Origin of the sequence: Kribbella deserti (genome assembly GCF_042434725.1) — a bacterium.
GTDB classification, from domain to species: Bacteria; Actinomycetota; Actinomycetes; order Propionibacteriales; family Kribbellaceae; genus Kribbella; species Kribbella deserti.
This window is the reverse complement of sequence record NZ_JBHLTC010000001.1, coordinates 345,273-359,097: the sequence shown is the minus strand read 5'-3', so window position 1 is coordinate 359,097 and position 13,825 is coordinate 345,273. Positions and strand designations below refer to the sequence as shown.

13 protein-coding genes are annotated in these 13,825 nt (G+C 66.6%); 5 read left to right on the top strand and 8 right to left on the bottom strand.

What is annotated here, in order from left to right:
- Position 1: 1 nt before the first annotated feature.
- The 3 genes from ACFFGN_RS01660 to ACFFGN_RS01650 all read right to left on the bottom strand — a co-directional run bounded on the left by ACFFGN_RS01660 (position 2) and on the right by ACFFGN_RS01650 (position 2,457).
- Positions 2–664 (bottom strand): hypothetical protein, encoded by a 663-nt coding sequence (locus tag ACFFGN_RS01660; protein WP_380043426.1) that lies wholly within the window; start codon positions 662–664, stop codon positions 2–4.
- 2 nt (positions 665–666) lie between these two features.
- Entirely contained in the window at positions 667–2,052 is a 1,386-nt protein-coding gene (locus ACFFGN_RS01655; protein WP_380043425.1) for a glycine--tRNA ligase, read from the bottom strand.
- Between the two features lie 114 nt (positions 2,053–2,166).
- On the bottom strand, positions 2,167–2,457 hold the full coding sequence (locus tag ACFFGN_RS01650; protein ID WP_380043424.1) for an antibiotic biosynthesis monooxygenase family protein: 291 nt from the start codon (positions 2,455–2,457) through the stop codon (positions 2,167–2,169).
- 81 nt (positions 2,458–2,538) lie between these two features.
- On the opposite strand from ACFFGN_RS01650, the gene ACFFGN_RS01645 reads away from it, so the two are divergent.
- Positions 2,539–2,859: a DUF6703 family protein gene (locus ACFFGN_RS01645; protein WP_380043423.1), complete on the top strand. Its 321-nt coding sequence runs from the start codon at positions 2,539–2,541 to the stop codon at positions 2,857–2,859.
- A 44-nt stretch (positions 2,860–2,903) separates the two neighbouring features.
- On the opposite strand, the gene ACFFGN_RS01640 is transcribed toward ACFFGN_RS01645, so the two are convergent.
- Positions 2,904–3,449: a TetR/AcrR family transcriptional regulator gene (locus tag ACFFGN_RS01640; protein ID WP_380043422.1), complete on the bottom strand. Its 546-nt coding sequence runs from the start codon at positions 3,447–3,449 to the stop codon at positions 2,904–2,906.
- A gap of 103 nt (positions 3,450–3,552) precedes the next feature.
- On the opposite strand from ACFFGN_RS01640, the gene ACFFGN_RS01635 reads away from it, so the two are divergent.
- The 3 genes from ACFFGN_RS01635 (at position 3,553) to ACFFGN_RS01625 (ending at position 7,733) form a co-directional block, all read left to right on the top strand.
- A complete protein-coding gene (locus tag ACFFGN_RS01635) occupies positions 3,553–4,773 on the top strand; it encodes an FAD-dependent monooxygenase (protein WP_380043421.1) in 1,221 nt (406 codons plus the stop codon).
- 34 nt (positions 4,774–4,807) lie between these two features.
- Complete coding sequence (locus tag ACFFGN_RS01630; protein WP_380043420.1) at positions 4,808–5,434, top strand: flavoprotein; 627 nt, start codon at positions 4,808–4,810, stop codon at positions 5,432–5,434.
- 667 nt (positions 5,435–6,101) lie between these two features.
- On the top strand, positions 6,102–7,733 hold the full coding sequence (locus tag ACFFGN_RS01625; RefSeq protein ID WP_380043419.1) for an alpha/beta hydrolase: 1,632 nt from the start codon (positions 6,102–6,104) through the stop codon (positions 7,731–7,733).
- A gap of 435 nt (positions 7,734–8,168) precedes the next feature.
- Here the strand turns inward: ACFFGN_RS01625 and ACFFGN_RS01620 are convergent, their stop codons facing one another.
- From ACFFGN_RS01620 to ACFFGN_RS01605, 4 genes are all read right to left on the bottom strand, one after another.
- Positions 8,169–8,951 (bottom strand): hypothetical protein, encoded by a 783-nt coding sequence (locus ACFFGN_RS01620; protein ID WP_380043418.1) that lies wholly within the window; start codon positions 8,949–8,951, stop codon positions 8,169–8,171.
- A 91-nt stretch (positions 8,952–9,042) separates the two neighbouring features.
- Entirely contained in the window at positions 9,043–9,603 is a 561-nt protein-coding gene (locus ACFFGN_RS01615; protein WP_380043417.1) for a DUF305 domain-containing protein, read from the bottom strand.
- A gap of 81 nt (positions 9,604–9,684) precedes the next feature.
- A complete protein-coding gene (locus tag ACFFGN_RS01610) occupies positions 9,685–10,797 on the bottom strand; it encodes a DUF1996 domain-containing protein (protein WP_380043416.1) in 1,113 nt (370 codons plus the stop codon).
- Positions 10,798–10,855: 58 nt separating this feature from the next.
- On the bottom strand, positions 10,856–12,601 hold the full coding sequence (locus tag ACFFGN_RS01605; RefSeq protein ID WP_380043415.1) for a galactose-binding domain-containing protein: 1,746 nt from the start codon (positions 12,599–12,601) through the stop codon (positions 10,856–10,858).
- Positions 12,602–12,830: 229 nt separating this feature from the next.
- On the opposite strand from ACFFGN_RS01605, the gene ACFFGN_RS01600 reads away from it, so the two are divergent.
- The gene (locus ACFFGN_RS01600; protein ID WP_380043414.1) at positions 12,831–13,823 is read left to right on the top strand and encodes a LacI family DNA-binding transcriptional regulator; all 993 of its coding nucleotides are present in this window, start codon (positions 12,831–12,833) and stop codon (positions 13,821–13,823) included.
- Positions 13,824–13,825 lie beyond the last annotated feature (2 nt).

Genomic DNA, 13,825 nt, shown 5'->3' with positions numbered 1-13,825 from the left:
CTCAGGCCTTCGCCACCAGGACCCGGCCGTCGCCGGAGACCACTGCCTTGTAGGGCTGGACCGCGTTCGCCGTGGTGGTCACGTCGCACGCGATGCCCTGCTGGTCCGCGTGATTCACCACCGCGACGGCCTCCATCGTGCAGGTCACCTGCGCTGCGCCGGGCGCCGTACGCTGCACCGCGTCGACCACCTTGACCCGGGTGATCGGTACGAACTCGGAGGTGAACTTGTAGGTCGCGGAGTACTGCTTGGCCTCGACAACAAGCTGGCCCGAGTACGGGCGGCCCGCATACGTCACCTTGCAGGTCAGATCGTGCCGCCCGGGCTTTTCGGCGTGCTCGAGCCCCGGACAGTTGACCGTTGTCGCGGCCGCCCGGCCCGCCGCGATCTGGGCCTGCCGCGCGATGGCGAAGGTGATCCGATCGGCCAGCGGCGCGTCGTCGGCCGGCGTACCGGTCACCTTCGGCGTCGGCCACGGCTTCGACGGCGAGGGCAACGGCGTCAGCTCCGGCGTGGAGGCCGTCGGCAACGTCGGAGCCGTCGGAGCGCTGCTCTGCAGCGGCGGCGGCGTCGGGCTCGCGCTCGGGGTGGCCGAAGGCGTGTCGGTGCAGCCCGTGGTGACGGCCAGTACAGCCGCCACCGCCAGCACCACCGTGGCACGCATGATCAGCAGCCCACCAGACGCTGCGCCAGATAGCCGGTGACCTCGGTCAGCGCGACCCGCTCCTGCTTCATCGAGTCCCGTTCGCGAATCGTCACCGCGTTGTCGTCGAGCGTGTCGAAGTCGACCGTGATGCAGTACGGCGTACCGATCTCGTCCTGGCGGCGGTAGCGACGGCCGATCGCGCCGGCGTCGTCGAAGTCCACGTTCCAGTTCTTGCGCAACTCCGCGGCCAGGTCCTTCGCCTTCGGAGACAGGTCCGCGTTCCGCGACAGCGGCAGCACGGCCGCCTTGACCGGCGCGATTCGCGGGTCGAACCGCAGCACCGTGCGCTTGTCGACACCGCCCTTGGCGTTCGGCGCCTCGTCCTCGGTGTACGCGTCGAGCAGGAAGGCCAGCACGTTACGGGTGAGACCGGCCGCCGGCTCGATCACGTACGGCGTCCAGCGCTCGCCCTTCTCCTGGTCGAAGTACGACAGGTCGACGCCGGACTCCTTGGAGTGGGTGGACAGGTCGAAGTCGGTGCGGTTCGCGATGCCCTCGAGCTCGCCGAACTCCGAACCGCCGAACTGGAACTTGTACTCGATGTCGACCGTGCGCTTCGAGTAGTGGCTCAGCTTTTCCTTCGGGTGCTCGTAGTACCGCAGGTTCTCCGCCTTGATGCCGAGATCGACGTACCAGTCCCAGCGGGCCTTCAGCCAGTACTCGTGCCAGTCCTCGTCCGTGCCCGGCGCGACGAAGAACTCCATCTCCATCTGCTCGAACTCGCGGGTCCGGAAGATGAAGTTGCCCGGCGTGATCTCGTTACGGAAGCTCTTGCCGACCTGGGCGATGCCGAACGGCGGCTTCTTCCGGGCGGTGCCCATCACGTTCGCGAAGTTCACGAAGATGCCCTGCGCGGTCTCGGGCCGCAGGTAGTGCAGGCCTTCCTCCGACTCGACCGGGCCGAGGTAGGTCTTCAGCAGGCCGTTGAACATCTTCGGCTCGGTGAACGTGCCCTTGTTACCGCAGTTCGGGCAGGGCACCTCGGCCAGCTTCACGCCCGCCTCGTCCTTGCCCTTGCGCGCGGCGAACTCCTCGCGCAGGTGGTCCTCACGGAAACGCTTGTGGCAGGACTGGCACTCGGTCAGCGGGTCCACGAACTCCGCGATGTGCCCACTGGCCACCCAGACCTGGCGCGGCAGGATCACCGAGGAGTCCAGGCCGACGATGTCGTCGCGACTCGTCACCATCGAGCGCCACCACTGGCGCCGGATGTTCTCCTTCAGTTCCACGCCGAGCGGTCCGTAGTCCCACGCCGAGCGGGTGCCGCCATAGATCTCGCCGCACGGGTACACGAAGCCCCGGCGTTTGCTCAGGCTGACGACGGCATCGACGGTATCCACGGGCACTTTTCGACTCCAGAAGGTGGTACGGGCAAGAATCCAGGCTATCGGGCCGAGGTGCTGGCCGTCACAATCGCCACCGTGACTGGCGCGACCAACAAGTCTTCGGTGTCTGCGAGGTCAGGAAAGGGCGGGGTCGAGCGGGTCGTAGGCGGTGGGTTCGTCGATCGCCAGCGACAGCAGCGGTACGGCCGCCATCTTCACCTCGAACGGCGACAGCGCCCGGCGGTAGCTGCCGATGTTCTCCCACTCCATCGACAATGCCAGCAGTTCCGGGTCGTCGGCGTTGCGGCCGGTCCGGGCCGCGACAAAGCCCTTCTGCCGCGACAGCACCTCGACCGCCGTCGCCAGCCGGCCGACGAACTCGTCCTGCCGGCTTTCCTCCACCCGGAACCTGATCACCACGAACACGCCGCCACCCTACGGCGTCGGCCTCACTCGCTGTCACCGGCCCGTACCGGCCGACTGGATCGGACCTGGGAGGATGGCCAGATGAGTAGTGCGAACGCCTCCCAGCCGACCGGGCCGGTCAGCCCTCTGCGGGCGCGGATCACCAAGGCCAGTTACCCGTTGATCGCCCGGCTGCACGGCATGCCGAAGCTGACCCTGCCGATCATCACCTTGCTGCTGGTGGTGATCGGCGCCTTCGCCCCGGTGGCCGCCGGAGTGCCGGCGCTGATCCTGCTCGCCGCGCTGCTGGCCTGGCTCGGCTTCCTGTCCTGGCCGGTGGTCAGCGGCGGCAGCAAGGCGCTGCGCATCTTCGCCGTCCTGGTCGTCGGCTTCTTCGCCATCTCCCGCATCGTCAGCGGCTGACAACTCTCGCATCGTCAGCGGCTGACAACAGCCGCGTCGTCAGGTCAGCGGCTGACGGGTGGTAGGCCGAGCGCGGCGCAGGCGGCGTCGACGGCGGCGGCGCGCAGTTCGGCCGGATCGTCGTCGCCGAACATGACGGCACAGTCGGACAGGCCGCCGATCGCCACCATCAACCTGGCCCGCTCACGCAGATCGGGCTTGGAACTGGCCAGCAGGGTGGTGACGCGGAGCCGCCAATCGATGAAGCGTTGTGCCAGTTGATAGCGAGTCAATACGCCGAAGTCCTGGATCACCAGCTGAAGCAGGCCGCGATGGCGATGCAGTTCATCGAAGTAGGAGTTGAGCAGCTCGCGTGGGTCCATCGGCACCCGCGCCTCGAGCTCGGTCGCATACGCGTCGAGCTCGTCGAGGAACGGCAGGAACAGGCTGCCGACCAGGTCGTCGCGCGACTTGAAGTGGTAGTACAGCGCAGGCTTGGTGAAGCCGAGGCGGTCCGCGATCTGCTGCAGACTCGTCTGCTCGACGCCCTGCGCGAGGAACAACTCCAGCGCGGTCGCCTGGATCCGCTCGCGCGTCTCGCCGCTCTTCACCCTTGGCACCTTCCGGACATTACCTGACTTACCGATAAGTAAGCCATTGACAATCCCCCGCCCGGTTTGCTTACCTTCCGTTAAGTAAGCCTAGGAGGCGGCGATGACCAAGGTGTTGATCTCCGGTGCGAGCGTGGCCGGTCCCGTGCTGGCGTACTGGCTGAAGCGGTACGGATTCGAGCCCACCGTGGTCGAACGCGCGCCCGCCTTGCGGCACAGCCTCGGCGGTCACGCGATCGACCTGTTCGGCCCGGCGATGGAGGTGGCCGAGCGAATGGGCCTGCTCACCGAGGTGTACGCCGCGCGGACCGGGACCAAGACCATGACCATGTACCGCCCGGGCCGGCCGCCGATCGACGCGGACGTGGATCGCCTGGCCGCGGGAATCTCCTCCCGGCACGTCGAGATCATGCGCGGCGAACTGACGAAACTCCTGTACGACGCCTCGGCCGACGACGTCGAGTACATCTTCGGCGACTCGATCGCCTCGCTCGACGATGACGGCGAAGGCGTGGACGTCACCTTCGAGCAGGGCGAACCGCGGCGGTTCGACCTGGTCATCGGCGCCGACGGCCTGCACTCGAACGTACGACGTCTGGCCTTCGGGCCGGAGGCGTCGTACCTGAAGTACCTCGGGGGCTATCTGGCCGTCTACACCGTGCCGAACTACCTCGGGCTGGATGGCCAGATGCTGGTGCATCCCGCGATCGGCAAGCTGGTTGGGACCTACCCGGTCCACCAGACCGGCCAGGCCCGCGCGTTGTTCCTGTGGAGAAGGCCCGAGCCGTTGTCATACGACTACCGGGATGTCGACCAGCAGAAGGACCTTCTGCGACAGGAATTCGCCGGAAGTGGTTGGGAGGTCCCGAAGTTGTTCTCGTACTTGGACGAGGCCGAGGACTTCTACCTGGACTCGATCAGCCAGATCACCTTGGACCACTGGCACCGCGGCCGAGTCGCCCTAGTCGGCGATGCCGGCTACTCCCCTGGACCAGCCGTTGGCGGCGGAACCAGCCTCGCAATGGTCACGGCGTACGTGCTGGCAGGAGAGCTCGCGTCGTACGCCGACCCGGTGGCGGGCCTGCGCGCGTACGAAGACCAGGTGCGGGATTTCGTACTTGAGAACCGCAAGGTGGGTCCGAGCATGATGAAGGCGCTAGTGCCGACTAGTAAGGCCGGAGTCTGGTTGACCGTGCATGCGCTGCACCTGATCAACAAACTGCCCACAGGCCTTCAGAACCTCGTGACGCGGCAAAGCCTCGGATTCGCCAAGGCACTCGACTCGATCGAGCTGAAGGACTACCAACCGTCCAAGGTCGGCTAGGGCTCGACCCACTGAAGCCGCGAGTGGTCGGTCGATGGGCACCCGTCCCCCTGGAGTCTTTCGAATGGTCAGGTCGGTTCGGGCCGCGTCAAGGTTTTGGGAATCACCTGTGGTGACGCTGCCGCCGCGCACACGCTCCCGGGGGCCATGCGGGGCAGGCCCGGCATCGGACGTCACAAAACTGGTCGAGTTGGCTCAGTTGGATGGGTGGACTGTTCAGGTGTTGGCGACACAGGCGGCCGTTGACTATTTCGTTGACTTACACGAACTTGAGCGAATCTCCGGGCGAATAGTCCGCACAACATATCAGCAGGCGTCAGACCGCCCTGTAGGAAAACCTGACGCCGTGATCGTCGCACCAGCGACATACAACACGATCAACAAATGGGCGCATGGAATTGCGGACAACTATGTGCTGAGTCAGCTCGCTGAACTGAGCGGACTCGGCGTCCCGATCGTGACCCTTCCTTTTGTGAACCAGGCGCTCGCCGCTAACCCCGTGTTCCTTCAAAGTGTTGCGATGCTGAGAAGCGCAGGGGTTCGCATTCTATTCGGACCGGGCGAATTCGAGCCGCATCCGCCACGAACTGGCGGCGAGGCGTTAAAGCGATTCCCGTGGAGTCTGGCGCTGACCGCTGCGACAAGGCACCCGAATACATAGGCGCCGAACTGCAAAAAAAGCCGATCTCAGTTCGGGCTCAGCCTTTTTGTTGTTCATCACTCATTCATTGCACGCAGGATTGACGACATAGGCGAGCTGTGTGTCGTGGGCGCTGCGATGTGTTTCCGCCATGGCGAGGATTCGGTATGCGGGGTGGTGACAAGGCGGCGGGTTGCAAGGACAGGGGTTGCACTCACCGCGGCTCCTCATCCAGGGCGACTCGCTGTCGATCCTCGTCGCGGATGCACAGACGCTGGCCACCGCCGTCCAAGCCGGTGCGGACGCCCAGGACCTGGCCACGCAGCCGCTCCGGCCGCAAACGGCCGCTCATAGCCGATGAGGGGTCGCCTCCAGCAGGGAAATCGCGCGAATCCAGCACCAGGTCGCCGGCCAAGTAGCCGCCAGTCCAGCCTATGTCCAGCTTGGACCAGGTGCGGGCGGAGTACGGGCGGAGTACGGGCAGCGCCTTACCGGTGGCGCACCTTAGCCTTTCGTGTGAGCCGAGGGTGCGGGTCGAGCCATGACGATAGGAGCGGCGTGCACCCTTCCGCGACCAGGGCCAAGCCTGGCCGCCGACTGACCTCGACATTCGCTCCGGTGCTCTTTGGGCTGTATTGGCTGGTGCGTTATGTCCAGAGTCGGCGAAATTTGCAGAGAGGACAGCACCATGCTGCGTCGATTGGTTTTGCACAGCAAAATGCGATGGGCGGTGGTCCCCACGCTCGCGGCGGTCACGGTGGCCGCCGTCGCGACCGCGGGCCCGGCAACCGCGCAGACCCAGGAAGGCGCCGCCCCGTATATTCCTGGTCGTTATACGTCCCAGGTCCTTGACTGGCATCTGTGTGCCGAAGGCGAGTTGCCTCCGTCGTCACGGGAGGGCGTCGACGAGCTGGAGTGCGCGAGTTACCGAACGCCGCTCGACTGGAACAACGCCGACGAGCGGCTGGACATCACCATCGCCGTGAGCAGGCTGCCTTCGACCGGTGCGACAACGGACAGCCTGCTGATCAACCCCGGCGGCCCTGGCGCGCCCGGGCGGACCTATGCCGCCAAGGTGTACCACCGCGACCGGGTGCGCGAGCACCATGAGGTCATCGGGTTCGACGTGCGCGGTACCGGCGGGAGCGACAACGTCACCTGCGGTGGCGGCGTCGGTACGGAATTCCAGTTCGACATGCGCGACCGGAGTGCGGAAAACCTTGACGCCATCCTCGATCAGGTCGAGGGCACCGTCGACAACTGTCACCGGCTCTCCGGTGACCTCGGGCCGCTGATCAACCAGTTCCAGACCACTCACGACCTGAACCTGCTGCGGGTGCTCCTGCGCCGCGACAAGATCGACTGGCTGGGGTTCTCGGCGGGCACGTGGCTCGGCGCGCACTACGCGCAGCGGTTCCCCGGGCACGTCGACAAGGTCGTGCTCGACTCGGTCGGCGACCTCACGCTGAGCCTCCACGAGTCGTGGGACCAGCAGCCGCTGGGATTCGAACGGCGATGGCGTACGGACTTCCTGCCGTGGCTGGCCAAGTACCACAAGCAATACGGCTACGGCACGACCGCGGAAGCGGCACGGCTGACATACGAAAAAGTTCGTGCCGCCCTTGCCGAAGAGCCGGTCGAACTCGGCGGACTGCCGCTGGGCCCGAGTCAGTATGACTGGGACATCGACGGCGGGCTGTACTGGAAGGGCTACTTCGCCGACACGGCGGACTACATGGCGGCTGTCAAGACCCTTGTTGACGAACGGTCCACAGCTGGGGAGAAGTCCGCCGCGCGCACGACTGCCGAGAAGGTAGTGGCGAAGCACGACCGAGGCCCAAGGGGTCCGCGTCCGCTGGTGGCAGGCGACTACGCGACGGCAGCCTACGACGACGCATACGACGCCAGCTTCTGGCACTACTCGTGCAACGACGGACCGATCACCGGTGACCGCCAGTCGCAGATCAAGAACTCGACAGAGCAGGGCACGCGGTACCCGAAGATCGGCTGGAGCTGGGTGGCTCTGCCCTGCATCTTCTGGAACAACCGACCAGCCGAGCAACAGGAACTCAACGGCGAGGGCGTGCCCCCGGTGCTGATGGTTCAGTCGGAGCGCGACCCCGCGACCCCGATCGAAGGCGCCCGCAACGCACACAAGGCGTTCAAGGGATCCAGGATGGTGACCATCACCAACGACGGAAACCACGGCATCTACGCCAGCGACAACACCTGCGCCAACGACGTCGTCGAGGACTACCTCGTCGGTGGCGTGGTGCCCGCGGACCGCACGTGCCCAGGCACCCCGCTGCCGACGCCGTAACACGGACATGAAACGGACGCGGTCGTGGTTACCGGAAGGCCCCCGACCGCGTCCGTTTCTCCGGCCGCAGTCACCCTTTGCCCTCCTGGAGGGCAATCACACGTGCACGGGTTCTCACAACCAACCCAAGGGTGGGTCCGACGTACCACAAGGCGAATCAGAACCCACGCTGAGTCGGGACCGAAGGAACGCACTCCGATAGCCGCTATCCGGTCTGCTGGATGTCCGCTTCGCACCCGCGTGTTGGAGCAGGAGCCGTTTCGCAATTGGCGGCTTTGGTCGAGGTGGCGCGCCGCAGAATGCATCCGGGGCAGGGTGAGCTGGACTTGAGCGCCGGGGCGTGGTGCCGGCCGGTCAGGCGGTGATCACCTCGAAGTCCAGTGCTGTGCTGTGGCAGGTGTTGTCGGGTAGGTAAGAGCGGTTGGGGTTCGTGGCTCAATCCAACTCGTAGAGGGTCTCAAGGCACCGCCGTATCCCGGGTGGCTGGAACGCGGCGACCAGTCGCGGGATCTGAGCCTGAGCGTCGGCTGGGTTTCCGCTGATCGGGACCATGGGCAGCACGTGCTGGGAAAGGCCGGCGACCGGGTATCCCTGATCCACGAGGGCCGACTCGAGCGCGAGCACCAGGCGGTCGGGCTGCCGCCAGGTGCCGAACCACCAGAGCACGGCCATGCGCGGCTCGACGCCAGCCGTGAAGAACCCGGACGCGTCCACCCATTTCCGTCGGGCGACCGGTCCGAGCGGTGCCACGAAGGCCACGCCGTTCCAGGCCCAGACCGCGGTACGGCCAGTGGCGAGCATGCCGCGGCCGGGGAGCATCCTGCCGACCCTCCACCCCGGTCGCACCGCCGTGATCGAGCCGATCTCGAACTGGCTGAAGAGCACGACGTGGGGTCGCAGGAACGGAGCGAACGACCCGATCAGCAGCCCGCGGTCGAGCACGACGACCTTCTCGCCGCCCAGGTAAGCCATGATGATCCACGTGAGCATCACCCAGGCGGCAAGCACCGCCAGCGCGCCGCTGACGCTGCGCGAGTCGCTGAAGACGCCCGCCGTGCAAAGGAGCAGGAATCCGGCCGTGATCCACCACGCCTTGGGCGAAGGCGGATTGGCCTCGACGTGCCGGATCCGGCCTAGTTCGGGGAGTTCCGCGGCGATCCGGCGGACCTTCCGGGTGAGCCGGTCACCAGTGATCGAAGGGGTAGTTGCCGCGCTCAACCGAGCTCCTCAAAATCCGAAATAGTCCGAAAAGGTCCGAATCCAGCCGTCCAACGCCGCGGACCTTATCGCCTGCCAAGGTCTAAGTGGTCTATTTCGGCGGTAGCAGGGTGAGTTGGGCAGTGCGGGTTTCGACGATCGAGGCGGCGAGGGACTTTACCTCCGGGTGCTTACCTGCGGTGGCGACGCTCTTCGCGACGACGATCGACAGTTCGGCGTGCTCACGCAGGTTCTTCGCGAAGAGCCGGTCGAACGCCGCGCCTCGAGTGTTGCTGAGAGCAACCACCTCGGGTTCGGTCATCATGCCGGGCATGTCGTGACCCGCGTGCTGGTTCGCGGTCGGCGCCTTCGCCTTGGCGCGCAGGGCCTTCAGCCGGGCGAGTTCGGCGCGCCGGTCGTTCGCCGTACCGGCCGCGAGCCGTCGCAATTCGGGATCGACCGTGTGCCTGGCAGCCAGGTCGAGCACCCGCAGCAGTTGTTCGTCCATCGGGATCATCAGTTGCAGCCAGGCCAGGTCGGTCGGGTTGAACGCGTTATCGCCGACCACTGGCTGGGCCGTCTGATGCCCGGCGTGATCCGGCGCGACGGCAGCCGGTTCGGACCGACCACAACCGGCGACCAGCAGCACGCACACGACGCACAACCACTTCATGACCGCGCCTCCGTTGGCTTCGGTGTCCCCTGCTGCGAGTGGTCGCGTCCGAACGCGACCACTCGCGGCAAAGCAAGGTGATTACGGACGGCCGTTGGCGCCGCACTTGATGATCGGGCGGATGCAGTCGTGCACGCGCCGGGCCATCTCCTCGACCGGCCAGGCGTTGAAGAAGTCGCCGTGCATGGTGAATCCGCCGCCCGAGGCCAGCCGGAAGTTGGCCGGGTTGCCGTTCACCGGGTAACGCAGTACCTGACGGAGCTTCGGAACCGGCACCGGGTGCGTCGACGGGCAACCACCGTTGACCGGATACGCCATATGGCTCTTGTGATCCGGTGAGTCCAGGTCATGCCCGTTCCAGCACTGCGGGAAGTCCAGGTACGACTCGAGCATCGTTCCCGCCGGGCAGTTCACGAAGTCGTGCGACGAACCGACGTGCCCCGCGTGCAGGCAGGACCAGCGCGAGATGGTGTTGTCGTTCGGGCCGGCCGCCTTCGCGTTGCCCGCCACGATGCGCAGGCCGAACGGCAGCGGCTGGGTGGTCGCGATCACCTCGTCGCGAACGCCTTCACCCAGGTAGTAGAAGGTGGTCCCGGTCGGCTCGACCGGCTGGTTGTTCACGTACAAGGTCGGCACCCAGTACGACGACTTGTCCTCGGCCGGATTGCAGTTGGTCGGCGCGTTCTTCAGGGTGTCGATCGTGGTGTGCGCGTTGACCGTCGTACTGCCGAAGAAGCTGTGCATGTGCGAGGCGCCCGGCATACCCGGGAAGATGATCGGATCATCCGGAAGCCGGTGGCTGAACGGGCAGTCCGCCAGGAACTCGGCCACTCGCACGATCGGGCCACCGCCGGCAGTACCGCCGTACACCTGGAACTCGCGCGCGTACGCGGCCTCCCAGCCGAGCTGAACCCGGGTAAAGGCCTGCGACGAGCCGAGGTCGACCTGCAGCCACTGCGGATCGCCGAAGGCGCTGCCCCAGCGAGTTCCGTTGTTGCCGTCGACGGCCGCGCCGGCCGGGAACGCGCCACTCTCCACCGAGGAGGCGAGGGCCGGACGTCCTTGGGAAAGCAGGGTTTCCGCGGCGCTACTGGTCGTGCTCGTCGCGACCAGGTAGGTGGTGAGCACCGCGGCTAGTGCCACGACAAGCGTGACCAGGCGGATTGGATGGAAGTGCGGGGCGGAACCTTCCATGCGGACTCCTAGTGGTTTGGTGCCGTGGGCCCGGCCAGAGCTGGACCCACGGCGTTATTCACTTGTAGACGCGGACGTAGTCCACGAGCATCCGCGCGGGGAACGGCGTACTGGCGTCGGGCGGACCCGGCCAGTCACCACCGACCGCGAGGTTGAGAATGATGTAGAACGGGTGGTCGAAGACCCACGGGCCACGAGTCGCCTCAACCTGGGCCTTGTCGATCGTGACGACCGTGCGGCCGTCGAGCGAGTAGGTGATGCCCTTGCTGTTCCAGGTCGCTGCCCAGGTGTGGAAGTCGTCGGACAGGTCCGCGCCGTTCGGCAACGTGTAGGAGCCACCGACACCACCGGCACCGTTGTACGCCGGGGCGTGCAAGGTCGAGTAGGCCGTCTTCACGTCCTTGCCGAGCACCTCGAGGATGTCGATCTCGCCGTTGTACGGCCACGGACGGCCGGTCAGGAAGTCCGCGCCCATCATCCAGAAGGCGGGCCACAACCCGTTGCCCTTCGGGACCTTCACCCGGGCCTCGATCTTGCCGTAGGTGGTGTGGAACTTGTTGCCGGTGTTCATCCGGTGCGAGGTGTACTGGCAGGTGCCACTACCCGTCAGCGGATCGGTCGGGCAGGCCGACCCCGGCGTGGCCTCCTTACGGGCCTCCATCACCAGGTTGCCGGCGCCGTCCATCGAGGCGTTGTTGTTGTTCGTGTAGTACTCGAGCTCGTTGTTCGGGCCGGTGCCCGGGTCGATCGTCCACTTGGCCGGATCCGGCTTGCTACCGGCCGTGCCGTTGAACTCGTCACTCCAGACCAGCGTCACCGGCGGGTTGGCTGGATCGGCTGGCGGCGTCGGTGGCGTGTTCGGCGCGCCACCCGTGCCGTAGACGTCGAAGGCCCAAAGCGAGTAGCCGTACGGCGTGTTGCGCTGCGTGCCGTACATCCGCACGTAACGGCCGGAACCGGTGATGTTCAGGGTCTCCTTGAATCCAGGACCGGCGGTGGTGCCGTAGATCCGGGTCCAGTTCACCGCGTCGTTCGAAACCTGGATCTCGTACGACTTGGCGGACGCGGGATCCCACTGCAGCACCACCTTGTCGATCTGGGCGGTCGCGCCGAGGTCGACGTAGATCCAGCCCGGGTCCACCCAGCCGGAGTCCGTCGCGGTGGCCCAGCGGCTGGCCGGGTCGAGGTCGAACGCCCGGGCCGGGGTGCACTCCCAGCAGTTCGAGTCGTGCTGCTGGGTGGAGGCGAAACCGGGCTTGTTGTACGACAGCAGCTTGCCGCCCGGGCCGGTGCCACCGCCGGTCGTGCCGAAGACCTTGAACTCCCAGAGCGAATAGCCCCACTGGGTGGCGCGCTGGGTGCCGTACATCCGGACGTACCGGCCGCTGCCGGTGACGTTCAGCGTCTGCTCGCCACCCGCGCCGGTGGTGGTCGAGTAGATCGGCGTCCAGTCCGTGCCGTTGGCCGAGGTCTGGACCTGGAAGGCGCGAGCAAACGCTGCCTCCCAGCTCAGCACAACCTGGTTGATGGTGGCCGACTGGCCGAGATCGATCTGGATCCACTGCGGGTCGGCGAAGGCGCTGGACCAGCGCGTGCCGCCGTCGCCGTCGACCGCCGCGGCGGCGGGAAAGACCGCGTTCTCGGTGGACGACGCGGTGGCGGTTTTGCCTTGGGACAGCAGGATGTCCGCGGCGCCGGCCGACTGCGGAACGGTGAACAGCGCCGCGATCAGACCGGCGGCGAGGGTGAACAGGATTCCCGTACGCAGCCGATTCGGGCGTGCGGGACTTCGAGACGAACGCATGGCATCTCCTGTTGGGCGGTCCGGAAAACTGCCGGGGAACGTTCCCTGAGGTGAGCGTGCTGGTCCCGTCACCCGGTGTCAAGACCTCGGTCGAAACCTGCCCGTAACCTTGGCGGTGCTCGTGGTCCAGGGCTTGACGGTGGTGCCGGTCACGACCGATGCTCGTTCCAGGGAACGCTCCACCGCTTCACTCCTGTCCGCCCACGCCGACGACCACGGAGGCCCCGACGTGAGACGGCCCACCTTGCACGCGGTCGCCGCCCGCGCCGGCGTTTCGAAGTCGAGCGTGTCGCGAGTGATCAACGGCGAGCCCACGGTGGCGCCCGAGATCCGCCAGATCGTGCTGCGGGCCGTGAACGAACTCGGCTACGTGCCGAACGGCGCCGCCCGCAATCTGGTCACCCAGCGGACCAATACGATCGCGATCATCGTCTCGGATCCACCCGCGGGCCTGGTCTCGGACGATCCGATGTTCGCGATGGTGGTTCGTGCGGCCAGCCGTGAACTGGAAGCCGCCGGCAAGCAGGTATCGCTCGTGCTGGCGGGATCACCCGAGAGCCGCTTGCGCGTCGAGCAGTACGTCGCGGCCGGGCACGTGGACGGCGCGATGCTGGTCTCGATGGACGGCGCCGACCCGCTACCGGCGATGCTGGCCCGGACCGGAATTCCGGTGGTCTCGCACGGGCGGCTCGCGACGGACCTGATGCCCTGGGTCGACAACGACAACGTCGGCGGCGCCACCAAGGCTGTTCAGCACCTGCTGGATCGGGGCCGCCAGCGCATCGCCACGATCTCCGGCCCGTTGGACATGCCCGCCGCCCAGGACCGGCTCGCGGCGTACCGGGACACGTTGAAGGACACGGGCCGGCGGTCGATCGTCGCGCTCGGCGACTTCACCCGGATCTCCGGCGCGGACGCGATGCGGCAACTCCTGGACGACGATCCGGACCTGGACGCGGTCTTCGCGGCGAACGACCTGATGGCGATCGGCGCGCTGCGTACGTTGCGCGAGGCCGGGCGGCGTGTACCGGATGACGTGGCGGTGGTGGGGTTCGACGACATCGAGGCCGCGTCGTACACCGCTCCCCCACTTACCACCGTGCGCAGTCCGATGGGCGATCAGGCCACCCGGACGGTGCAACTGCTGCTCAGCCTGTTCAAGGACGGCAGCGCCGAACCGGTCCTGCTGCCCACCGAGGTCGTCGTCCGCGAATCCAGCTGAGT